Source organism: Robiginitalea insularis, assembly GCF_052497835.1.
The window spans coordinates 266846-290606 of the sequence record NZ_CP199296.1 but is presented as its reverse complement, the minus strand read 5'-3'; the positions used below and the strand labels follow the sequence as shown (position 1 = coordinate 290606).

Below are 23761 nucleotides of genomic sequence, written 5' to 3'. Positions count from 1 at the left end.
GGGCCCCCTAATAGCATAACTATGGGAAAACAATTGCCCGGACTCAACACCAAACTGATCGAATTCATTGAAGCCCAACCTTTATTTTTTGTGGCTACGGCCATGGAGGATGGGAAAATTAACCTCTCACCCAAGGGGATGGATACCCTAAAGGTATTGGGAAATAACCGGGTTGTCTGGCTTAATCTGACCGGTAGTGGAAATGAAACGGCTGCCCATTTACAGAAACATCCCAGAATAACCCTGATGTTTTGTGCCTTTGAGGGGCCTCCCCTGATTTTAAGGCTTTACGGGACGGCGCGGACGCTGCACAAAAACGATCCCGACTGGGAAGAGCTTTACGGTCATTTTGAGGATTTCGCCGGTAGCCGTCAGCTTTTCGATGTAAGTGTTAACCTGGTCCAAACTTCCTGCGGGATGGGAGTGCCCTATCTGGAATACAAGGGCGAGCGTGACATGCTGGAACCCTGGGCCAGAAACCTGGGAACGGAAGGCCTCAGGGAATACCGGAAAAATAAAAACAGCCAGAGTCTGGATGGCCTGGATACGGGCCTCCCCCCTGAAAAATAAGGAACCCCGGACCAAACGGTCCGGGGTCCTTTTAAAGCAGCACCCGGAAAGCTAACCAACCAATCCTCCACGGGCGCGCTTTTAATTCACCTAGAAAAGTCCACCACTGCCTTCCTTGGTGTTACTATCCCTTCTTTTGCGTTTACCAGCCCGGTTTTTGCCGCTTCCAAAGCGGTATGACATTCCAACAAAGAGGTTCTGGCTCTCCCAGTTGAATTCACCATTCTGCACGAAGGGCTGATCCCCGTCAAAGGCAAAGCGCATGGTATTAAAGACGTCATTAAAGTTCAGGCTCAGGGTACCTTTACCCTGGGCGAAGCTGTATCGGGCCCCCACGTTTACAAAATACATGGGCTTCATGGTAAACTGTATGGTACGGTTTTGCCCCCTGTAAAATCCGAATAACTGGAAGGTAAGGCTTTTGCTTGCCGTAAAACTGTTATTCATCCTGAGGTTCCAGGCGGTGTTGTCTACTTCTACGGTTTCCTGTACAATATCATCCTCTGTGGCCGTTAAATTGTCCGTGAGCAGGCGTTCTGTAATACCCCGTTGTGTTTGAGTATACAGGTCAAAACTGCCGTTGATATTCCACCATTTTGCCGGTTTGAGGTTAGTCGATAATTCAATCCCGTAGGCATCGTTGTCATCGAAATTGTCATAGGTGAGGATGATGCGGTTTAAATCCAGGCGGTCTACAAACACGGCCCGGTTGATCTGGTCTTTAATGGTACGATAAAAAACCCCGGCTGTCAGGCTCCCCGCTTTTAACCTCCGGGTATAATTCGCCTCATAGGAGGTCGTAAACTGCGGTACCAGATTCGGGTTCCCGAAGGAAGAAATAAGGGCGGAGGCCCATTCCCTGACTGGATTTACCTGGCCCAAACCGGGTCGGTCTACCCTCCGACTCATACTGAGCTGGTACTGGTTTTTTTCTGAAGGGGAATAGGTCAGAAAGGCAGAAGGATACACTTGTGTGTAACTGTCTGTAAAGGCGCGCACCTGGTTGGTGTCTGCTTTTACTTCTACGTCTTCCACCCTGAAGCCCAGCTGGTAGGACCATTTCTCGTAGTTCCGCCCATAGGTAGCATAGGCAGAATAAATATCCATCCCATATATAAAGTCTGTATTTGGGGTGGGGACGATTTGCCCCTGAGAATTAAAGGAAAACCCCGTGGAATTGTAACCCACATTTGTTTCAAAAATTCGCGCCTCTACTCCCAGTTCCAGTTTGGAAATGGAATCCAGTGGGTTTACATAATCCAGGTTAGCAATAGTCTGGTCCCTTTCGGTGTCCACAAAATCTGTATAATCGGGGAAGGGGGAGTTCCCGGTTATTTCAAAATCGGCTACCTCATCGCTGTTATAGCGGTTGTAATCCACTTCCAGTTCCAGGTTATGCCCTTCTTTTGCGAATTCAAGCTTATAATCAAAATTGTACTGTTCACTGTGGTTATCCTGCTGGTTCAGGAATAACTGAGAGGTGTTCAGGGCTGTGTTCGCATTATAGATCACATCCGTATTGGCATCGGTTCCCCCGTCAAAGTAGTTTTGATTGGTAAAAAAGGACAAGGTATTTTTTTCGTTCAGGTAGAAATCGAACCCAAGCTTATACAGATAGGATTTGTTGTTGCTAAGGATGTCAAAAATTTGACGGGAATCTTCCTCCGTCCGGTTTATCTGGCCATCATTGACATATTTGCCGATGTTGGTACTCCCGTTCCCATAAAAATTGAATTTTCCGTTTCGGTAATTCAGGTCCAGGGAATTGTTGAATTTCGCCTCTATCCCTTTGGTTAAACCCATATTGATATTTCCGTTAAAACCAATATTGGCGTTCTTGTGCAGTACAATATTGACAATCCCACTCATGCCTTCAGGGTTGTACTTGGCTGAAGGGTTGGTTATCAGTTCAATCGATTTTATAGCATTTGAGGGGATTTGCTTTAGCAATTGGGCTACCGGGATGTTGGATAATTTCCCGTCTACCATTACCCGCACATTGGAATTTCCCCTAAGACTCAGGTCACCGGTTTGCTGGTCTACATTAAGGGAAGGGATATTGTTCATGATATCGGATGCGGTGGCCCCGGTAGTGGTCAGGTCTTTCCCTACGTTGATTACCTTCCGGTCAATTTTCTGTTCAATAGTGGTGCGTTCCGCCACCAGTTCCACCTCATTCAATTCAGTGGTTTCCTCCTCCAAAGAGATGGTACCCAGGGATATTTTCCGGTCTTTTTTGGTTATGGTGAATTTCCGGCTGAAGGTCCGGTATCCGATAAACTGTACTTCGAGCAAATAGTCGCCTTCTTCCAGTTTTTCGATTGTAAAAGCCCCCGATTCCAGAGTAATCCCTCCGGTGACAGTATTGTTATCTGAGATCCGCTTAATTACAATCGCGGCATAGGGAACCGGTTGCTGCAGGGTTTGGTCAATTACGGTACCGCTGACGCTTCCAATTTTCAGATCGGGTTCGGGGTCCGGCAAGGTGGTGGCTGCGGTGCTTAAGAGGCCCGAAAGGAAACAGGCCAGCACCAGTATGCGCTTATACATAACTGTTCGTTTATTGATTGATTGATTAATTGATTGATGATACTAACTTGACGACTCCCCCTGGAAAATGTTACGGATTGAATCTATTTTAACATTTTAGAAATCCCGGAAATTGAAAAATTGTTGCGGCTTATCCCTTACTAATGAGCTTCTTAAAAGGAGAAACCCCGGGGTATATTTTACCTTCGGGGTTTCTTTCATTGACATGCTACACTAAACACTAACCATTAACTACAAAAAATATAGCAGTATCAATGATGATATTTTTGCAATATGTATAATAGACGAAAGAAAAGTACCTTCGTTACACCGCTTAACATACTTTAACAGCAAACAAAGAGAATGGTAAAAACTTTGGTATTTGGAGCTTCCTTAAATCCCGGACGCTACAGTAATATCGCGATAAAACGCCTGGTTCAGCACGGTTATGAGGTGGTCGCTTTTGGACTCCGTTCCGGGACAGCCCATGGAATTCCGGTCAGGACCAGCCTGGAAAACATAGGTGATATTGACACCATAACGCTTTACATGAACCCCAGGCGGCAGGAAGCTTTTTATCAAAAGATTTTAGAAATCCGACCCAGGAGGGTAATTTTTAATCCCGGGACTGAAAACCCCGAACTCTACGCTTTGCTAAAAAGGGAAGGAATATCCTTAGAAATAGGCTGTACACTGGTAATGCTTTCAATGGGGCAGTACTAGGCTTGCTGTTTGGGCCCTGCTGGTCTGCGAATCAGCAATAAGCCCAGGAAAGTAAGCAGCCCGTTGAGGGGCAGCAGTTCGTAACCGATCTGATAATCGCCCAGCAAGCTCTCCGAAAAATTCGCCAGCAGGCTGATCAGGCCAATTACGGCCAGGGCAACCACCCATACCCAGCGGTCTTTAAGGTGGTAGGGCGTAAAAATACCGAAGGCGAACAGGCCAAGTAAGGGTCCGTACGTATAGGTTGCAACCGTTAGCAGGCTATCGATCACATTGCGGTCCAGTACATATTTAAAAAGGATGACCACCAAAATTAGCAACACACTCATGCCCACGTGTACCTGTTTGCGGAGTCTTTTTTGAAGTGCGGCAGGTCGGGAGGAAATTCCCATAAAATCTACGCAAAAGGAAGTGGTAAGGGAAGTTAGCGCACTGTCCGCACTGCTGTACGCCGCGGCAATCAGGCCCAGCATAAAGGTAATTCCCACCACATTCCCCAGGCCCGAATTCAGGGCTATTTCAGGAAAGAGTAAATCCGTCTTGGGGCTCCCATCCATCAGCGGGATACCGATTTGAAATTTTTCGGCGTAGATAAACAACAATGCCCCCAGCAACAGGAATACAAAGTTGACCAGGATCAATACAATGCTGAAACTGATCATATTCTTTCGGGCATCCTTAAGGGAACGGCAGCTGAGGTTTTTCTGCATCATGTCCTGGTCCAGGCCGGTCATACAAATAGTGATGAACATCCCGCCTAAAAATGATTTTACAAGGTGGTTCTTGTCTGCTATGGATTCTGTAAACCAGATTTGATCAAAGGAGTCCAGGGCAGGGGACTGCAGGAACTCACTGAAGGACCAGCCAATCCGCTCATTGATGAAATATATGGAAAACCCTACCGATAGCAGCATAAACAGGGTCTGTAAGGTGTCGGTCCACACAATGGTCTTGATCCCGCCGCGGAACGTATAGATCCAGATCAGTAAAATTGAAAGTACTACGGTAACTTCAAAAGGCACACCCCAGGCATCGAAGACAAATTGCTGCAGTACTATGGCAACCAGGAAAAGCCTGAAAGAGGCACCGAGTACCCGGGAAACAAAAAATGAGATAGCACCCACTTTATAGCTCATCCAGCCGAAGCGTTGTTCCAGGTATTCGTAAATGGAAGTAAGACCGAGTCGGTAGTAAATAGGCAGTAATACAAAGGCGATAACAAGGTATCCTGCCAGATAGCCGAAAACCACCTGCATATAGCTGAAAGAAGCATCCTGAACCCATCCGGGGACTGAAATAAAGGTAACTCCGGATAAGGAAGCCCCAATCATTCCAAAGGCGACCACATACCAGGGAGACTGACGGCCTGCCTGAAAAAAGTCCTCATTGGAATCATTCCTTCCGGTAAAATAGGAAATGGTAAGCAGGAGGATGAAATACAGGCCGATCAGGGATAAAATAAAGGATGGGGACATCTTTTTCTTCTCGTAATATTTCTTGCTCTTGCAGACCGCGGCCGTTTGGGAAACGGCGATTGCTTGTCCTTAACAGGGTTTAATAAAATTGGAGGCCAAAGTACAAAACTTAAAATAGATACGTAATTTTGTGGGTATGGAAATTTCGTCCAGATTATTGGAAGAGGCGGTAGATGAAGTCTCGCGCTTGCCGGGAATCGGAAAGAGAACGGCCCTCAGGCTGGTATTGCACCTGCTCAAACAGCCCGCCGAGCAGACCGAGCGCTTATCTGAGGCCCTCAGAACGCTGCGAACCCAGATTCAGCAATGCAGGCAGTGCCATAACCTTTCCGACAGGGAGGTTTGTGATATTTGCAGCAATCCTAAAAGAGATCATAGCATCGTTTGTGTGGTGGAAGACATCCGGGATGTGATGGCCATTGAGAATACAGGGCATTACAGGGGGATTTACCATGTTCTTGGGGGTAAGATATCGCCTATGGAAGGGGTAGGGCCGCAAGACCTTCATATAGATACCTTGATTAAGAAGGCTAAGAACGGGGAAGTCAAAGAGCTCATTTTTGCCCTTAGTGCAACTATGGAAGGGGACACCACCAATTTTTATATTTTCAAGCAGTTGGGTGAAACCGCTTTACGTTTGAGTACTATTGCTCGTGGAATCCCCGTGGGGGATGAGTTGGAGTATGCAGATGAGGTTACCCTCGGAAGGTCTATCCTGCAACGGATTCCCTTTGAAGGATCCCTTAATCGATAGGAGATATTATAAAATACATTAAAATAAGGACGCTATTTTATTATTTTTGCAAAAAATAGTCCGCTACAGGCGATCAATATAGGAATATGGCAAAATTTGAATTGAAATTACCGCAGATGGGGGAGAGTGTGGCCGAGGCTACCCTTACTTCATGGCTTAAGGAGGTGGGAGAAAGCATTGAAGCAGATGAGGCGGTTTTCGAAATAGCAACAGACAAGGTGGATTCTGAAGTGCCTAGCGAAGTAGAAGGGGTACTGCTCGAAAAACTATTCGAGGTAGACGATGTTATAAAAGTGGGCCAGACCGTGGCAGTAATTGAAACAGAGGGCGATGAAAACACGGGAGGCACTGTTGCAGAAAACCCCGCTGTGGCAGAACCTGCGCCGGATGAAGCGGTGCAGGCTGTGGAGGAGTCCGTTGAAAAAGCGGTGGAAACCATACATAAACCAACAGAAGTGGTTTCGCATTCCGAACGCTTCTACTCCCCGCTGGTGCGCAATATGGCGCGGGAAGAAGGGATTTCCCAGCAAGAACTGGACAGCATAAACGGTTCCGGACAGGGAGGCCGGGTTACTAAAGACGATATGCTGGCCTATATAGAAAGCCGAAAAGGAGGTGCCAAAGTGAAGCCTGCGGCCAGTCCGGAGGCCCCCGCAACTGTTGCCGGGAAGCCATCTCAAGCCGTTAAAAGTGAGGATAAACCCGAAAAAGCCCCGCTGTCCATGGCGGGAGGGGATGAACGCATTCCCCTGAGCCGTATGGGGAAATTAATTGCCAAACACATGGCGGAAAGCGTGACCACTTCGGCCCATGTACAGAGTTTTGTGGAGGTGGACGTCACCGAGGTGGTAAAATGGAGGGAAAAGAATAAGAATGCTTTTGAAAAGCGGGAAGGTGAAAAATTAACCTACACCCCGATATTCATGGAAGCAGTCGCAAAAGCCCTGAAGAAATACCCGATGATGAATATTTCCCTGGATGGAGATACTGTCATTAAAAGGAGGCAGATAAATATCGGGATGGCAGCTGCCTTACCGGATGGCAATTTGATCGTACCGGTTATCCGCAACGCAGACCAGCTCAATTTGGTCGGGATGGCAAAGGCGGTTAATGACCTGGCTACACGTGCCCGCAACAACGCCCTGAAACCGGATGAGATACAGGATGGGACCTATACGGTAACCAACGTAGGGAGTTTTGGCAGTGTTTTCGGTACCCCCATCATCAACCAGCCACAGGTGGGAATCCTTGCCCTTGGTGCCATCCGCAAGATGCCCGCCGTGATAGAGACCGCCGAGGGCGACTTTATCGGCATCCGTTCAAAAATGTATTTGTCCCACAGTTATGACCACCGGGTGGTCAACGGGGCTTTGGGCGGAATGTTCGTTAAGGCTGTGGCCGATTACCTGGAAGCCTGGGATCCGGAGCGCGAGTTTTAGAGCGTTCTTTACAGTTGCAATAAAGAAAAGGTTCCTTTTGAACCTGGAAATACTTTGTTTTAAACAAAACGCATGCAATTAAATTTAAAAAGGCCAATCTGTTTTTTTGACCTGGAAACCACGGGGACCAATGTCGCAAAGGACCGGATTGTTGAGATCGCCATCCTTAAAATTTTTCCAAACGGCAATAAAGAAGGGAGAACCTGGCGGGTAAATCCTGAAATCCCCATACCCGAGGAAGCCTCAGCCATCCATGGCATTACAGACGAACAGGTGGCCGGAGAACCAACCTTTAAAGAATTGTCCCGGGATATAAACAAGATGATACAAGGCTGTGATTTGGCCGGTTTCAATTCCAATCGTTTTGATATCCCCTTGCTTGCTGAGGAATTATTGCGGGCAGGTTTGGATTTTGACATGAAAAATACAGCTGCGGTGGATGTGCAAACCATTTTCCACAAGATGGAAAAACGCACCCTTGAAGCAGCCTACAAATTTTACTGCAACAAACCCCTGGAGGGTGCCCATGGAGCGGCGGCAGACACACAGGCAACCTATGAGGTTTTGCTCTCGCAGCTTGAGCGTTATCCGGACCTGGAAAACGATATAAAGAAGCTCGCGGCTTTCTCCACCCATAATCAGGCAGTTGACCTCGCTGGTTTTATCATCGAAGATGAAGAGGGCAATGAAGTTTTCTCTTTTGGCAAGCACAAAGGAAAAAAAGTTGCGGAGGTCCTTGAACAGGAGCCCGGTTATTTCGGATGGATTCTCAATGCAGACTTTCCGTTGTATACCAAAAAGGTACTTACCCAGATCAAATTGAGTAAATTGAACAATAAATTGGGCTGAAACCTGTTAGACTAAGCTGTTAACACATAATAAAACTATTAAAGTACCCCGAAATGAAGTTGATCTGTGTGGGTCGGAATTATGCAGGGCACATTGAGGAACTGAAAAATGAGCGCCCTGAATCCCCGGTACTGTTTATGAAGCCGGATTCTGCCATTCTTCCGAAAGAACAGGATTTTTATATTCCTGAATTTTCCAATTCCATACATTATGAAGTGGAATTGCTGGTTAAGATCAAAAAGGTCGGGAAGCATATAAGCCCGGAGTTTGCACCAACTTATTACGATGAGCTTAGTGTCGGGATTGATTTTACCGCGCGGGACCTGCAGCAGCAATTGAAGGAAAAAGGCCTGCCATGGGAAAAGGCCAAAGGTTTTGACGGGGCTGCCGTTATAGGCAAGTGGGTGCCCAAAACCGATTTAGGGGATCTGACGGACCTGAATTTCAGCCTTACTAAAAACGGGCGGCAGGTACAGCAGGGAAATACCGGGAGAATGCTTTGGAAAATAGACGAATTAATCAGCTATATTTCGACTTTTTTTACACTAAAAAAGGGCGATATTATTTTCACCGGCACCCCTGAGGGAGTTGGTCAGGTGGCCCCAAATGACTACCTTTCAGGTAGTTTGGCGGGTCGCGAATTATTTACTTTAAAAATCAAATAAATGATCTATAGCCTGGATAAAATCAATGAGATGGCAGAGGGAGATACGGATTTTATCCTATCGGTAGTTTCCGTTTTTCTGGAAGAGGTTCCTGTGGACCTCGAAGAGCTTGAAACTGCTATAGCTGCCGGGAATTACGAGCAGGTATATAAGATGGCACATAAGATTAAGCCCAATGTGGACCTCCTGGGAATGGAACAAACCAGAGCTATCGCCCTGGAGATTGAAACCCTTGGTAAAAGCGAGGCGAATATGGAAACGATTAAAGAGCGGTTTCCGGTATTAAAAAAGGACGTAATCCAGGTAATCGGCGAGCTCCGTAATGATTTCAATATGTAATGGTTGCTGAGATCATTACCATCGGGGACGAAATTCTCATAGGGCAAATTGTCGATACCAATTCTGCCTATATCGCCTCGGAATTACAGAAATTGGGGGTAGCCGTATATCAGATTACTTCTGTACAGGACGATCGCGAACACATCCTCAAAGCGCTTCATGATGCAGAATCCAGGGCTCAGCTGGTCCTTATTACGGGGGGGCTGGGACCCACCAAGGATGATATCACCAAACACACTTTAACCGAATATTTTGAAGACCAGCTGGTTGAGAACCAGAAGGTTCTGCAGCATATCGAATTCCTGTTTGAAAAATATATATCAACCCCTATTTCCGACCTGAACCGAAGACAGGCCATGGTCCCGTCAAGGGCCCACATTTTGCACAATGCCTACGGGACGGCCCCGGGGATGTGGATCAAAGGGAAGGCAGCCGTTTTTGTTTCCTTGCCGGGCGTCCCTTTTGAAATGAAACAGTTGTTTCAGGACCACTTGGTCCCTAAAATCATTTCAGAATTTACAAGACCCGTCCTGCTGCATAAAACCCTTATTACTTATGGATTGGGCGAAAGTGCCATAGCCGAACGCATAGCCCACTGGGAAGATTCTCTCCCCATCCATATGAAGCTGGCCTATCTCCCTAATCTCGGGAAGGTTCGCCTGCGCGTATCGATCAAGGGGACAGATCCCGAGGCACTGGAGGACGAACTGCAGCAGCAACTCGGGGAACTTAAAAAGCTTATCAGCGATATTTTGTATGCTGAGGAAGACGGGGAACCCCTGGAAGTTACCCTTGGGAAACTCTTTCGCACAAAAGGCAGGAGCCTGGCGGCAGCAGAGAGTTTTACAGGTGGCAAAATAGCCGCTCAGCTGACCGCTGTTCCGGGAGCTTCGCAATATTTCAAGGGGAGCCTGGTAAGTTACGCCACTTCAGTGAAGTCTGGTCTTCTGGGGGTTTCGAAGGCGCTGATCAAGGAGCATTCGGTAGTCAGCGAGGCTGTGGCCTGTGCCATGGCAGAAAATGCCAGAAAGCTGATGCATTCGGATATTGCAGTGGCCACTACCGGAAACGCAGGTCCGACCAAAGGAGATTCAGAGGCACCCATAGGTACGGTATACATTGCCATTGCTACTGAGAATGGGGTGTGGGCCGAAAAATATACCATGGGGAACCACCGCGATCGCATTGTTCAAAAATCCGTCCACAAAGCCTTTGAACTGCTTCAGAAAGAAATTCTAAAATATTAAAAAAAGAATTTTGGGCATACGGCAAAAAAGATGTAAATTTGCAGCCTGATTTTAATCAAGAAATTCAAGCGCAATGTCAAAAGTCTGCGAACTTACGGGAAAAAAGGCGATGTCTGGTAATAACGTCTCCTTTTCGATCAATAAAACCAAAAGAAGATTTGACGTAAATCTTTCGAAAAAGCGTTTCTATATCCCGGAAGAAGATCGCTGGATCACCCTAAAGGTTTCATCCAGGGCCCTGAAGGCTATCAACAAGAAGGGAATTGCTGCGGTTATGAAAGAAGCAAGACAAAAAGGGATTCTGAATAAGTAATCCCCTAAAGCGAAAGCATTATGGCAAAGAAAGGAAACAGAGTTCAGGTAATTTTGGAATGTACCGAGCACAAGGAGTCTGGAATGCCCGGAACCTCCAGGTATATCACTACCAAGAATAAGAAGAATACACCAGATCGAATGGAATTAAAGAAATTTAATCCCATTCTGAAAAGAATGACAGTACATAAAGAGATAAAATAAAAAGCTATGGCTAAGAAAACGGTTGCAACCCTACAATCATCCTCAAAAAGGCTGACCAAAGCGATAAAAATGGTGAAATCTCCAAAAAGTGGAGCCTACACCTTTGTTGAGGCAGTTATGCCGCCAGAATCCGTAAACGAATGGCTGGCAAGCAAATAAGATAACAGTAAAGCTGTAAAAAGCCGCTCTCATCTGAGAAGCGGCTTTTTTTATTCCCCCCGGGCCCGTCCTCGCCAGCGGGAATACCCCGGCATCTGTATCTGATATTGTACTATATTTGTGATCCATCAGCTGATTCTATGAGCTTATTCAAAAAACTTTTTTCAACAGAAAAGAAGGAGACCCTGGACAAAGGGCTTGAGAAATCTAAGACTACATTTTTTTCCAAGCTTTCCAAAGCGGTAGTGGGTAAATCCAGGGTGGATGACGAAGTGCTCGACCAACTGGAAGAAGTACTGGTAACATCGGACGTAGGGGTAGACACTACCCTGAAGATCATCGAAAGAATTGAGGCCAGGGTTGCCAGGGATAAATATGTAGGGACAGAGGAGTTAGACCGTATTCTGCGGGAGGAAATTGCAGGACTCCTCTCCGAAACACAAACCGGAGCCGAAACAGAAATACATCTCCCGGAGATCTCCGAACCTTACGTGATCATGGTTGTTGGCGTTAATGGTGTTGGGAAGACCACCACTATTGGAAAGCTGGCTCACAAATTCAAATCAAAAGGGAAAAAAGTCGTGATCGGGGCAGCAGATACCTTCCGTGCTGCGGCCATAGACCAGTTGCAGGTATGGGCAGACCGGGTGGGGGTGCCACTGGTAAAACAACAAATGGGAAGCGACCCGGCTTCAGTGGCTTTTGACACCCTCAGTTCTGCCGTCACCCAACAGGCCGATGTAGTACTCATCGATACGGCTGGCAGGCTTCACAACAAGGTAAACCTGATGAATGAATTGTCCAAGGTCAAACGGGTGATGCAAAAAGTTATTCCACAGGCCCCTCATGAGGTATTGCTGGTACTCGATGGGTCTACCGGGCAGAATGCTTTTGAGCAGGCCCGGCAGTTCACCAAGGCAACCGAGGTCAGTTCACTGGCGGTAACCAAGCTCGACGGTACTGCAAAAGGCGGAGTGGTTATCGGGATATCGGACCAGTTCCGCATACCCGTCAAATATATTGGGGTAGGAGAAGGGATAGAGGACCTGCAGGTATTCAACAAATTTGAATTTGTAGATTCATTCTTTAAACTGGAATCTTGAAAACGGGAACAATCCTATTTTTCTTTTTCTTCCATTGCTGTCTCTTGGTTGGGCAGTTGGAACATCCCAAAGCGAGCCCGCTGCAGGAACTTGTGCAACAGATAGGCCTTACAAGGGTGAAAGTTGTCTACAGCCGGCCGGCGGTACGGGGCAGGACTATCTTCGGAGACCTGGTACCCTATGGCCGCATCTGGCGGGTGGGAGCCAATGAATCCACTAAATTTTCTGTTAGTGATACCATACAGGTTGGCCCCTATACCCTGCCTCACGGGACTTATGCCCTTTATGCCTTTCCCTATAAGGATTACTGGGACGTGGTTTTTCATAAAAATACCGAGCACTGGGGGGACGGCCGGGATGCATACAGGCCGGAAGAGGATCAGTTCAGACTGCGCCTTAAGCCGGAAATCTCTCCGGTGTTTCAGGAAAATTTTCAGATCAGTTTTGATGAGATTACCCACAACGGCATGCTGATGATCTGGCATTGGGACAAGCTGCGTCTGCAAATCCCCATAAGTGTCAACACGGAGGCCGTTATGGAAGCCCAATTGCGTAAGGCCCTAACAGAAAACGCAAGTGCGCAGAGCTGGTACGAAGCAGCCCGCTATCTTCATGAACAAAATAAAGATCCGCAAAGGGCCCTGGGATATGTGGAGCAGGCCCTGGCCAAGGGAGGTGATACCTATTATTTCCACAGAGTGCGCTCGCTGCTGCTGGCCAATCTCGGACGTTTCCGGGAGGCGATAGCCGCTGCCAGTATATCCCGGGAGCTTGCCCATGCAGAGGGCAAAGACGAATTTGTGCGCATGAATGAAAAAAATATTGAGAAATGGAAGCAATTCAAAGAAAAGTAAAAGCGGTTTTTTACGCTTTGGCTTTAACAATACTGTTCATAGCCAGTGGATGCCGGCAGGAAAAGGAACCTCAGGCGCGTATCTGGGAGCCCTACAATGATTCTCTGGAAGTTGCCGGAAACCAGGACCATCCGGTGGAACGAATGCGGTATAAGCTTATACAATCCAAAATACTGGATAAAAACGATGTATTCCTGCCCTTATATGAAGAAGTAAAAACATTCAGCCGGGAAGAATACCTGCGCCTGAAGCCCATGGTATTTGAACAGCCTATTGCAGCTATACAAAAACATATTAAAGCAGGTGACCTTAGCTATGAGGAGCTCACCCTTTTTTACCTGTATCGAATATATACTTACGAACTGGACAACGAAACTACCCTGAACACCATTTTGGCGCTCAACCCCAGCTGCCTGCAAGAGGCCCAGGAAAAGGATCGCCTGGCTGCCAGGGAACCTGATGCCTCAAGGCATCCCATCTTCGGAATGCCCATTTTGCTGAAAGACAATATCAATACTGCAGGCATGCCTACGACTGCCGGTGCGATAGCCCTGAAGGATAATACGACAGGGGACAGCTTTATTGCGGAACGTCTACGCAGCAACGGGGCCATAATTCTGGGGAAAGTAAACCTTAGCGAATGGGCCTATTTTATGTGCCGGGGATGTCCGGTTGGGTATAGCGCTGTTGGGGGACAGACCCTGAACCCATATGGCCGCAGGATATTTGAAAGTGGTGGCTCCAGTTCCGGAAGCGGTACCGCAATTGCGGCCAATTATGCTGTAGCGGCAGTAGGTACAGAGACCTCGGGCTCCATTTTATCGCCCAGCAGCCAGAATTCGGTTGTAGGGATTAAACCAACAATCGGTTTTCTGAGCCGAAGCGGGATTGTTCCTATTTCCAGTACGCTGGATACCCCTGGTCCAATGACCCGTAATGTAGCAGATGCCGGGATTCTGCTGGACGCAATGAAGGGAAGGGATGCTGCAGATGCAAAATCGGTTGAGACAGGCATGTCCGGAATGTGGTACCAACCTGAACAAAAGGGGCTGCAGGGGAAAAGACTTGGTGTTTTTAAGGGCCTTCTGGAACGAGACAGCCTGTACCGGGAACAGGTGGAACGGATACGACAGGCCGGGTCTGAAATAATCCCTTTTGATCCTCCTGAGGTGAACCTGGATGGTTTTATTACCCTGCTGAACATTGATATGAAGCACGATTTGCCCATGTACCTGAAAAATCAAATCCGGGACAGGGATGCCGTTCGAGTCAGTTCAGTAGCTGATGTTGTGGCCTTTAACCGGGAAGACAGCCTGCTAAGGGTTCCTTACGGACAGGCCTTGCTGGAAGGCATTGTAGTGGATAGTACCAATATGGATGAATTAGAAGGGATCAGGATGCAGCTGGAGGAGAATGGACGCCGGTATTTCGATACCCCATGGGAAGAACACCAGCTGGATGCGGTACTTTCTGTCAATAACTATCACGCAGGCTACGCAGCGGTTGCCAAGTACCCGGCTCTTACCGTTCCCATGGGTTACCGGGATGACGGGGAGCCCACCAATATGACCTTTATTGCAAAACCCTTTGAGGAAGATAAACTGCTTGACCTGGGACACGCCTACGAACAACTGGGGCCCATGCGCCGGCCACCAGCAGGGTATACCGAATAAGCGATCATTTGATAAAAGCCCCGAGCTGTTGCCATAACTGGTTATCGAAGCTGGAAGGGCCCAACAGGTTTTCTCCGCTGTCCTGACCCATACGGACAATAACGAGTTTTTGGGAAGGTACGATGTACAGTTTCTGGTCATTTTTGCCCAGGCCGGCAACCAGGTCTGAAGGCGCCTCCGGAATCAGTTTTCCGGGGAATACTATTTGCGAAGCAGGGGCCATATAGCTTTGCTTTCCATTGAGCCACCACAGATAGCCATAGGCTTTGTTTAAGTCCTGGGAGGGCTGCAGCATAGCCGAATGATAAGATGCATCGCTCATAACCGTTAAATCACCCCAGCTGCCGTTGTTCAGAACCAACAGGCCGAAACGGGCCATACTCCGTGGGGTACTGTAATAAATACTGTTGGAGCCATTGGAGCTGATCCAGAAACCATCCATTCCTATTTTATTGCGCAGGCGGTTATTAAAATATTCGGAAAACCCCATCCCTGCTGCGTTGGAAACAACATCTTGTAATAAGGTATAGGGACCATTGTGATAGGCCCAGCGACTGCCTGCATCGGCCGTGAAATTAAGGCATTCCGGAAGCACACAATCAAAGGAAAGTTCGTCCAGCCCGCTGGTCATGCTCAGCTGATTGCGTATGCTGATGTTCAATTCTTTTTCTGAGGGGGCAGAAGTCCACCCGGGGCCGAGGTAAGCAGAAGTTGGATCCTCAAGGTTGAGCAAGCCTTCCTCTCTGGCCAGGCCAACGGTATAGGCCGTCAGGGTTTTTCCGGCAGAAGCCCAGTACCAGAGGCTATCTCTGGTGAATGTCCCGAAATACCGTTCCATGGCAATCTTTCCGTCTTTAAGGATGATAAAGGCTTTGGTATCATTTGTTTCCAGAAAGGTTTCAAGGAGATTTTGTTGCTGGCTATCCCATCCCAGAGATTCAGGGCTTACGGTTTCCCAGTCAGCGAAGCGCTGGGGTTCCGGAAAATAGAGATTGGTTGGATCTGGCCCGGGATTTTCAGTTACAAGGGGTTCCGTTGAGCAAGCCATACAGGCAAGCAGCATAAGGGAGCAGAAGAGAAACTGCCTGAAACCGGGTATTTTTCCCGCTGCGATCATACTATTAAAACGCTTTTTCACCTGAAATCGTCTAATTTGCCACATAATACCCCCGGATATCGTATTTTTGCGCCCTAATTTGGCATATGCGAACCAAATCTCACAAGAAGAACGTGATCAATGTGGTCACCCTTGGGTGCTCCAAGAACCTCTATGATTCAGAAGTCCTCATGGGGCAACTTAAAGGGAGCCAGAAGGCCGTTGTCCACGAAGGAGAGGGGAACATAGTGGTAATCAACACCTGCGGGTTTATTGCCAATGCCAAGGAGGAAAGCGTTAATACCATTCTGGAGTATGTGCAGCAGAAACAGGATGGGATGGTAGATAAGGTCTTTGTAACCGGCTGCTTAAGCGAGCGCTACAAACCGGATCTGGCCAAAGAAATCCCTGATGTGGACGCCTACTTTGGTACGCGCGACCTGCCCCAGCTATTACAGGCCCTGGGGGCCGATTACAAACACGAATTGATAGGGGAGAGGGTTAGTACTACTCCTGTAAATTACGCCTACCTGAAAATTGCCGAGGGTTGTGACCGCCCCTGTTCTTTCTGTGCCATTCCGCTGATGCGGGGAGGCCACAGGAGCCAGCCTATAGAAGCCCTGGTAAAGGAGGCGGAAAACCTGGCAGCAAAAGGGGTGAAGGAACTCATTCTGATCGCTCAGGACCTCACCTATTACGGGCTGGACCTGTATAAGAAAAGGAGGCTGGCGGATCTTTTGCGCGCCCTTGTAAAGGTAGAGGGGATTGAGTGGATCCGCCTGCACTATGCCTTCCCTACCGGTTTCCCCTTGGATGTTCTGGAGGTGATGCGAAACGAACCCAAAATTTGTAATTACATCGATATCCCGCTGCAGCATATTTCGGATTCCATTCTGAAGAGTATGCGCAGGGGCACCACCTATGCAAAAACGAATGCCCTGCTGAAAAGCTTTCGGGAAAGTGTTCCGGGCATGGCCATTAGAACCACGCTTATTGTCGGATACCCCGGGGAAACGGAAGAAGACTTTCTGTTGCTTAAAAACTGGGTAAAACAGATGCGTTTTGAGCGCCTGGGTTGTTTTACTTACAGCCATGAAGAGAATACACATGCCTACAACCTTACGGACGATGTGCCCGAGGAGGTCAAACAAGATCGGGTGAACCAGATCATGGAAATTCAATCCCAGATTTCATGGGAACTGAATCAGGAACTGGTAGGCCGGGTATTCCGATGTATGATCGATCGTAAGGAAGGGAATTACTTTATAGGACGCACAGAATTTGACTCACCTGACGTGGATAATGAAGTTCTGGTGGATGCAAGGGAACATTTTCTTTCCCTGGGCAGTTTTGCGGACTTAAAAATACAGTCAGCCACGGAATTTGACTTATTTGCCGTTCCGGTGGAATCAGAATAAAGGACAGGACAGGCGCCCCATTATTCCTCCCCGTTTTCTTCCTCCTGCTTTTCGGCTGCAGCTGCTTCTTCACGAATCAGTGAATTCCTGAGAATATTGAGCTTTTTCAATTTGGCTTTCCAGTTGCCCAGGGCTTCCTTTTGTTTTTCAAGGTCCTTGATGACCTTTTTCACCATTGGGTTTTCTTCTGATGTATCAGAGAAAAACTCCAGGTTGTTTTCCAGCTGCCGTATTTCGTTTTTGTTTTCTTCAATTTTGCGTTTTACAAACTGTCTTTCCTGCAAAATGGCCCTTGCATCGTCTTCTTTCGAAAGCTGCTGTATTTTGTTGCCGTATTTAATGATTTCAGCTTCCTGCCTGCTGATTCCCATTTTTTTGAACAGGGCATCCAGTATCTTATAAAACTTGCTGTTCACATGCCTTTTGGAATGTGGGATATGGCCAATCTCTTTCCATTTTGTAACAAACTCCTGGATAACCTTTAGATCCTTTTCTTTTTTACCGCTCAGTTTAAATTCCTTTAACTGGTCCATCAGGCTCAGTTTCTCTTTTAAATTCTCGCGTTCCCCTGCATTGGCAGAATCTTTCTGTGCATGCAGCCGATTGAAATAATGGTTGCAGGCTTCTTTAAACTGCTTCCAGATTTTATCCGAATATTTTCTGGGGACATGTCCAATCTGTTTCCACTGCTGCTGGATCTGTTTCATTTCCGGAGTGGTGCTTTCCCAGTCTTCACTGTCCTTCAGGCTTAAGGCACGCTCTAACAGTTCCCTTTTTTTGTCCAGGTTTTCCTGCTGATCTTTTTTTAGATTTTTATAAAAGGCATTTTTGGTTCGGTTAAAGCTGCGAACTGCATTTTTAAAGGCAGTCCAGGTTTGTTCATTTACTTTATGCGGCACTTTTCCCGCCTTAAAGAAAGCGTCCCTCAGCTTTTCAATATCCTTTATCTGTTTCTGAATACCCCTGTGGTTATCTGCAACGGAGGAGGCAATTTTCTCTATATCCGAAATGATCTGTTGTTTATTTGCCAGGTTTGTCTCGTATTGAGCTTCGAGCTCCTGGAAATGTTCCTGTCGGCGCTGGTGCACAACCTTTGTGGCATCACTGAATCGCTTCCATATTTCTTCCCTGTGATCTTTTGAGACCGGTCCGATTTCTTCTTTCCATAATTTATGTAAAGTCTGCAGTTCCCTGAAAGCTTTATTGAGGTCTTCCTCATTGGCAAGGGCCTCTGCCCGCTTTATCAGCTTTAGCTTTTCCTCCAGGTTGTGCTTAAAATCGAGATCGCGTAATTCCCGGTTCAGATGCAGGAAATCGTAGAAGATTTCCACATGGTGCTGATAGGTTCGCCATACATCGTTGTACTGTGTTCGCGGCACCGGGCCGGCGTTCCGCCATTTTTGCTGTAATTCCTTAAAGGTATTGTAGGTGGTGGTCATGTCTTCTTCCATATTGACCAGCCCCTTTAAATCCTCTATTATGGCCAGGCGATTCGCCAGGTTTTCTTTCAGACGATGTTCCAGGTCGCGATAGTACTGATTTCGCTTATTGCGGTACTCAGAATACAACTCATTGAACTGCCGTTTATTGACGGAATTGTAATGAAAATCTGATTCTGCGCCGCCCCGTTCTACAAATTCCTCCTTTTTAGTTTCTATAAAGTCCTGGAATTTCAGGTCAAATTCTGATTTGATCTGCTCTACATGCCTGCGGATTGCCTGAACTTTTTCGGTTCGCAACAGCCTTTGTAATTCCCCAACCAGATTTTCCATGCTAAGGGAGTGGTAGTCCAGAAAAGGAATGTGGTGTCTGCGCTCGTTTTCCGAATCTTCGGCGTCTTCGGCATTGGATTCGTCTATTTCTTCATCCGGATCTGCAGATTCCGGCTTGTCTTGTCCTGCATCCGCGTCCTCCCCGGATTTTGGCTTTAGTTCATCTTTATCAACTTCTTCAGACGTATCCTCAGCATTGGACTCCTTGGATACTGATGGCTGATCCCCCCCTGCAGCAGGCTGCAGTTCTTTTTTTTCCTCTTCCGACATAATGAAATATTTTCAGTGTCTGCGCTATATCGATTCCAAGATACTAACAAGTGGCCTTTAAACAAAGGTAATCCCCGATCTTTTTAAGGAGTCCGCTTTGCCCGGACAAGGGAAGGTAGCTTCCCTAACTATTCCAGATTTTCCAGGCTTCCTCAGCCTGGATCTGAAGCATTTCCAGTCCGTTTTTTATTCGGCAGCCCTTTCGTTTTCCCTCAAGGAGAAATCGGGTTTCGGCAGGATTGTAAATCAGGTCGTAGAGTAATTGTGTTGGCTTTAGCCCGCTATAAGGCAGTTCGGGTGCATGCGCTGTGTGCGGATGGGTTCCTACCGGAGTGCAATTTACAATGAGTTGGTACTGGCTGAGCTTCTCTGGCGTGAGTTCAGAGTAGGTCAGTTGGTTCTTTCCCGCTTTGCGCGATACGTAAGTGGCCTTAAGTCCGAGCGCTTCCAATCCGTGAAATACGGCCTTTGAAGCCCCGCCAGTGCCCAGGATAAGTGCTTCCCGGTCCATTTGGGTTAACAGCGGTTTAAGGGATTCCTTAAACCCGGTTACATCTGTATTAAAGCCTTTCAGACCGCCCGGGCCAAAGGCAATGGTGTTGACTGCCCCTATGGCTTCAGCCGTAGGATGCAGCTCATCCAAATAGTCAATAATTTGTTCTTTGTACGGAATGGTAACATTTAGCCCTTTGAGATCGGGATATTTTTCGAGCAGCAATGGAAATTCCGTCAGACCTGGCAGGTCAAAATTTTCATATAGATGGTCACTCAGCCCCAGGGCCTCAAATTTTTCCCTGAAATAACCTCTTGAAAAGGAGTAGGAGATGTTTTTTCCTATAAGCCCGTACCTATGCATTTTTCCGGCGATTTTTTCCGTACCACTCCAGGGCGATTAAAACAACTACACCCATGGCTATGTAGAATACGGCCCACCAGGTATCGGACAGTGCCATGTCCGGCATATAGCGCTGATAGTTAATGATAATGTTGTCCCCGTTGGAATCCTGCATAATATTCCCTGAGGCATCCAGGAGGTATACCTTTCGCTTCCAGGGCCATACAACCCCCAGGGACCCCGTGATAAATCCGATGATCACCGCTGTGGTCATATACCGGAAGTGCTTTAGCACGTAGCCCAGCAAATGGGAGAGCGTGACCAGTCCGGTTGCGGATCCCGCCGTAAAAACGGCGAGTATTTTCAGGGTTGTTAGCCGTTCCTGATTTTTAAGGAAGCTGAAATCTCCAACCACCATTTCCGCAAGGGTGTCGTAGAGCCCGTTTACAGCATCCACCAACAACAATACATAATTGCCCAGTAAGATCAGGATAAACGAACCCGAAAGGCCGGGAAGCGTCATTCCGGATACACTGATGATCCCGCAAAGGAAAATAAACAACAGATTGTCGTTTTCCCGGGCCGGGCTGAGAAAACTGATTGAGATGCCCAGTATCAAGCCCAGAATGCCTGCCGGAAGGGTTCTTTTATTCCAATGCTCAAAATCCTTGGAAATAAAATATATCGAACCGATGATCATCCCGAAAAACAGGGCCCACACAAACAATTCCTTCCGCTCCAGGAAGTAATCCAAAACCCTTGAAACACTGAAATAACTGAAGAGCATCCCAAGGATCAACAAGGAGAGAAACGGCCCGTTCACATAGCGGTAAAAGCTCTTAAAACGCCCGTTGAAAAATAACTTGAACGCCTTGAGATTGAACTTTTGGAGGGAGTAAATGAATTCCTCGTAAAAACCGACCACAAAGGCCACGATCCCCCCGGAAACTCCGGGAACCTTGTTGGCGGCACCCATGGCGAGCCCTTTGATAAACAGCAGGATTTTGTCCGTAATGGTTCTGGGGTGGTACATCGCTTTCAGGAGTGTTTTTTGGATGCAAAGTGTTCCAGGATAAAAATAAGGCAAAATCCGAGAGCAGCCAGCGCCAGGGCCCAATACAATTGTGGCTCTCCTTCATATCCCCAGGGGGTCACATTGGCTTCCCGTATAGGAATGATTTTATCATTGATTTGACGGGTTTCCAGTACCTGTTTCCAGGGCCAGATTTTGGGCAGGGAACCAATGATGAAACCCGTAAGCAGGGCCAGGGTGGCATCCTTGAATTTTGAAAACATCCACTTGAGTAACTTTGAAAAGCTCAGCAACCCGAATACCGCTCCCAGGGCTACAATTCCCAATATTTGCAAATCCCTTTCGTGAACCGCGTCCAGGACCGTTTTATAGGATCCCAGCAATACTAAAATAAAGGCTCCGGATATCCCGGGCAGAATCATGGCGCAAACGGCCAACGCACCAGAAAGAAACAGATAGGGGAGGCTTTCGTTTTGTTCGGATACGGGAAGGGAAACGACCAGGTAAGCCAGAACCGCTCCAAGGATCATTGTGAAAAGTACTACTGCTTTCCACTGGCTGATGGCTTTGCCAACATAGAAGATACTGGCAAGCACCAGACCGAAAAAGAACGCCCAGAGAAGTACTGGTTCGTTTTCCAGCAGCCAGCTGATCCCCTTCGATAAGGAAACAACACTGATGCCGATACCCAGGAACAGGGACAGCAGAAAATTGCCGTTAATTGCCTTCCAGCAGGAGGCTAATCCATCCTTTCGCAACGTTTTCAGCAGGCCGGGGCCAATGGCATTGATGGAATTTATAAGTTCTTCATAGATCCCGGAAATGAAGGCTATGGTACCCCCGGAAACACCGGGTACCACGTCGGCAGCCCCCATGGCCATGCCTTTTAATAAAATCCAGATGTAGTGTAACAGGTTTCGGTCTCCCATAGATAATAAAAAAGCAAAAATAGCTTATTTATTCGGAAGCTTTCCGGCACTCTTTTACAATGCGTTTCACCCAGGAGGCAGCAGAAAATTGCGGGCAGACTTTTTCGAAAAATTCTAACTTCTCAGGGTCTTGTTCAATGGCGGTTTTGAGCTCCTTTTCGGCCTGATCGGCCTGTTGGAGCGTTCGGTAGGTTCCGGCAAGAAAGAAATGAATTTCCGCCGCTTCGGGATAAAATTCCGCGCCCTGCTTCAATACCTCGGCGGCGGCGGCAACTTCCCGGTTTTTGTGAAGGACCTCTGCCCACTGCAGCCAGGTATCCAGTTCGTAATTGCCCAGGTCAACGGCTTGTTTAAAGGCAAAATCTGCCTCGTCCATTTGCCCGAGTGCCTTGTGGATCAGTCCGCACCGCTTCCAGTAGGTCGGGTTCTCCCCGTCTATATTAATGGCTTTATCAATATATTCCTTAGCCTTGCCGTACTCCCCGAGGCGGTGGTAGTGGTCGGTAATAGCCAGCCAGCCCTTATCCAGCAAGGGGTCTTCATGTACGGTGAGATAATAATAATATCGGGCTTCATCCTCCATCCCCAACTTTTCATGGCATTTCCCAATCCGCAAATAAGCATGGGAAGTGGGGTCATCCATTTCGATAGTGGTGGTGTAATTGATAATGGCTTCTTCGTATTTTCCCAATTTCTCCAGGACCTTACCTTTCTCAAAGTAAGCCCCAATGAAATGGTCGTCGGAGATAATGGCGAATTCAAAGGCACCAAGGGCCTCCGGGTACATCTTTAAACTGTAATACTGCTTGCCCAGTTGATGCCAGGCAACCTGGCAATAGGGTTGGTTTTCCAGGTATTCATTCAGAAACTTAATGGCTCCTTCATGGTCCTCTAGAAATTCAAAGCAGTAAACCACATTGTACAGCGAAGCATAATCTTCCGGGTCTTCTGTCAGGCATTTCAAAAACCATTTCTTGGCCTGCAGGTAGTCGTCCAGGAACAGGTATTCCATCCCAAGAAGCGAATAGATATCAAATTGGTTGTCTGAAAGGCTCAGTGCCCTTTCCAGCAGTTCTATGGCCGCTTCGTGATTGTCCTTTTTAGAAAAAATATTGGCGCGCTGAATATAGATTTCCTCATTGGTCCCGTCTATAAGCTGAATCTGATCGAGGATCTTCTCGGCTTTCTCGAACTGGTTTTCAAACACCAGTACCTCCACGTTCAGCAGGCGGATATCCATGGAATCCGGATGTTGTTCCAGACCCATTCGGATGGCTTTCTTTGCCAGGGAGATTTTTCCGTTGTTCAGATAGTGGTGGATAATGTCTTCAAAGTCCTCTGCATCAAAGAAATAGACGTCGTCTGTCTTGAGCATGGATTCAAATTTCACTATGGGTTGGTTGGGTTGTTCATTCGGATCTAACGCCATATATGCCTGTTTGGTTTCCGTATGGACTTAAAAATATTTTTTTGAGGGCAACAAAAGGGTAGGTTCAAGGCTTTCTTATTAACA

At 47.4% G+C, this 23761-nt stretch carries 23 protein-coding genes; 15 read left to right on the top strand and 8 right to left on the bottom strand.

From position 1 onward, the window contains the following. Window positions 1–21 precede the first annotated feature (21 nt). Entirely contained in the window at window positions 22–570 is a 549-nt protein-coding gene (locus tag ACT6NV_RS01315) for a pyridoxamine 5'-phosphate oxidase family protein (protein WP_445385482.1), read from the top strand. 90 nt (window positions 571–660) lie between these two features. Here ACT6NV_RS01315 and ACT6NV_RS01310 read toward each other — a convergent pair whose 3' ends face one another. Next, window positions 661–3120: a TonB-dependent receptor domain-containing protein gene (locus ACT6NV_RS01310; RefSeq protein WP_445385481.1), complete on the bottom strand. Its 2460-nt coding sequence runs from the start codon at window positions 3118–3120 to the stop codon at window positions 661–663. Between the two features lie 342 nt (window positions 3121–3462). Here ACT6NV_RS01310 and ACT6NV_RS01305 point away from each other — a divergent pair, with 342 nt between their 5' ends. Further along, window positions 3463–3822 (top strand): CoA-binding protein, encoded by a 360-nt coding sequence (locus ACT6NV_RS01305; RefSeq protein ID WP_445385480.1) that lies wholly within the window; start codon window positions 3463–3465, stop codon window positions 3820–3822. Here the strand turns inward: ACT6NV_RS01305 and ACT6NV_RS01300 are convergent. Next, window positions 3819–5297 (bottom strand): sodium:solute symporter, encoded by a 1479-nt coding sequence (locus ACT6NV_RS01300; protein ID WP_445385479.1) that lies wholly within the window; start codon window positions 5295–5297, stop codon window positions 3819–3821. The two genes, ACT6NV_RS01305 and ACT6NV_RS01300, sit on opposite strands and share 4 nt — an antisense overlap. A 136-nt stretch (window positions 5298–5433) precedes the next feature. Here ACT6NV_RS01300 and recR point away from each other — a divergent pair, with 136 nt between their 5' ends. From recR to ACT6NV_RS01240, 12 genes are all read left to right on the top strand, one after another. After that, complete coding sequence (recR, locus tag ACT6NV_RS01295; protein ID WP_445385478.1) at window positions 5434–6051, top strand: recombination mediator RecR; 618 nt, start codon at window positions 5434–5436, stop codon at window positions 6049–6051. Between the two features lie 86 nt (window positions 6052–6137). Continuing rightward, window positions 6138–7490: a dihydrolipoamide acetyltransferase family protein gene (locus ACT6NV_RS01290; protein WP_445385477.1), complete on the top strand. Its 1353-nt coding sequence runs from the start codon at window positions 6138–6140 to the stop codon at window positions 7488–7490. Between the two features lie 72 nt (window positions 7491–7562). Then, entirely contained in the window at window positions 7563–8339 is a 777-nt protein-coding gene (locus ACT6NV_RS01285; RefSeq protein WP_445385476.1) for an exonuclease domain-containing protein, read from the top strand. Window positions 8340–8392: 53 nt separating this feature from the next. Beyond that, entirely contained in the window at window positions 8393–9004 is a 612-nt protein-coding gene (locus tag ACT6NV_RS01280; RefSeq protein WP_445385475.1) for a fumarylacetoacetate hydrolase family protein, read from the top strand. Beyond that, window positions 9005–9343: an Hpt domain-containing protein gene (locus ACT6NV_RS01275; protein WP_445385474.1), complete on the top strand. Its 339-nt coding sequence runs from the start codon at window positions 9005–9007 to the stop codon at window positions 9341–9343. Beyond that, window positions 9343–10590: a competence/damage-inducible protein A gene (locus ACT6NV_RS01270; RefSeq protein ID WP_445385473.1), complete on the top strand. Its 1248-nt coding sequence runs from the start codon at window positions 9343–9345 to the stop codon at window positions 10588–10590. The genes ACT6NV_RS01275 and ACT6NV_RS01270 overlap by 1 nt, the downstream gene beginning before the upstream one ends. 73 nt (window positions 10591–10663) lie before the next feature. Next, a complete protein-coding gene (gene rpmB / locus ACT6NV_RS01265; protein ID WP_445385472.1) occupies window positions 10664–10903 on the top strand; it encodes a 50S ribosomal protein L28 in 240 nt (79 codons plus the stop codon). Between the two features lie 20 nt (window positions 10904–10923). Continuing rightward, on the top strand, window positions 10924–11106 hold the full coding sequence (gene rpmG / locus ACT6NV_RS01260; RefSeq protein ID WP_088342152.1) for a 50S ribosomal protein L33: 183 nt from the start codon (window positions 10924–10926) through the stop codon (window positions 11104–11106). A 6-nt stretch (window positions 11107–11112) separates the two neighbouring features. Next, complete coding sequence (locus ACT6NV_RS01255; RefSeq protein WP_445382670.1) at window positions 11113–11265, top strand: DUF4295 domain-containing protein; 153 nt, start codon at window positions 11113–11115, stop codon at window positions 11263–11265. A gap of 140 nt (window positions 11266–11405) precedes the next feature. Next, window positions 11406–12368, top strand: coding sequence for a signal recognition particle-docking protein FtsY (gene ftsY / locus ACT6NV_RS01250; RefSeq protein WP_445385471.1), 963 nt, complete (start codon window positions 11406–11408; stop codon window positions 12366–12368). Continuing rightward, the gene (locus ACT6NV_RS01245; protein WP_445385470.1) at window positions 12365–13222 is read left to right on the top strand and encodes a DUF2911 domain-containing protein; all 858 of its coding nucleotides are present in this window, start codon (window positions 12365–12367) and stop codon (window positions 13220–13222) included. The genes ftsY and ACT6NV_RS01245 overlap by 4 nt, the downstream gene beginning before the upstream one ends. Next, window positions 13198–14895, top strand: coding sequence for an amidase family protein (locus tag ACT6NV_RS01240; protein WP_445385469.1), 1698 nt, complete (start codon window positions 13198–13200; stop codon window positions 14893–14895). Before ACT6NV_RS01245 ends, ACT6NV_RS01240 begins: the two co-directional genes overlap by 25 nt. A gap of 4 nt (window positions 14896–14899) precedes the next feature. On the opposite strand, the gene ACT6NV_RS01235 is transcribed toward ACT6NV_RS01240, so the two are convergent. Beyond that, the gene (locus ACT6NV_RS01235; RefSeq protein ID WP_445385468.1) at window positions 14900–16033 is read right to left on the bottom strand and encodes a serine hydrolase domain-containing protein; all 1134 of its coding nucleotides are present in this window, start codon (window positions 16031–16033) and stop codon (window positions 14900–14902) included. A gap of 65 nt (window positions 16034–16098) precedes the next feature. Here ACT6NV_RS01235 and rimO point away from each other — a divergent pair, with 65 nt between their 5' ends. Beyond that, the gene (rimO, locus tag ACT6NV_RS01230; protein ID WP_445385467.1) at window positions 16099–17409 is read left to right on the top strand and encodes a 30S ribosomal protein S12 methylthiotransferase RimO; all 1311 of its coding nucleotides are present in this window, start codon (window positions 16099–16101) and stop codon (window positions 17407–17409) included. Between the two features lie 20 nt (window positions 17410–17429). Here the strand turns inward: rimO and ACT6NV_RS01225 are convergent, their stop codons facing one another. The 5 genes from ACT6NV_RS01225 to ACT6NV_RS01205 form a co-directional block, all read right to left on the bottom strand. Continuing rightward, window positions 17430–19451, bottom strand: a complete 2022-nt coding sequence (locus tag ACT6NV_RS01225) for a DUF349 domain-containing protein (RefSeq protein WP_445385466.1) — start codon at window positions 19449–19451, stop codon at window positions 17430–17432. Window positions 19452–19575: 124 nt separating this feature from the next. Next, entirely contained in the window at window positions 19576–20307 is a 732-nt protein-coding gene (locus tag ACT6NV_RS01220) for a shikimate dehydrogenase family protein (protein ID WP_445385465.1), read from the bottom strand. After that, window positions 20300–21319, bottom strand: a complete 1020-nt coding sequence (locus ACT6NV_RS01215) for a DUF368 domain-containing protein (protein WP_445385464.1) — start codon at window positions 21317–21319, stop codon at window positions 20300–20302. The genes ACT6NV_RS01220 and ACT6NV_RS01215 overlap by 8 nt, the downstream gene beginning before the upstream one ends. Window positions 21320–21324: 5 nt before the next feature. Further along, window positions 21325–22248 (bottom strand): DUF368 domain-containing protein, encoded by a 924-nt coding sequence (locus tag ACT6NV_RS01210; protein WP_445385463.1) that lies wholly within the window; start codon window positions 22246–22248, stop codon window positions 21325–21327. A gap of 28 nt (window positions 22249–22276) precedes the next feature. After that, the gene (locus tag ACT6NV_RS01205) at window positions 22277–23677 is read right to left on the bottom strand and encodes a tetratricopeptide repeat protein (protein WP_445385462.1); all 1401 of its coding nucleotides are present in this window, start codon (window positions 23675–23677) and stop codon (window positions 22277–22279) included. Window positions 23678–23761 lie beyond the last annotated feature (84 nt).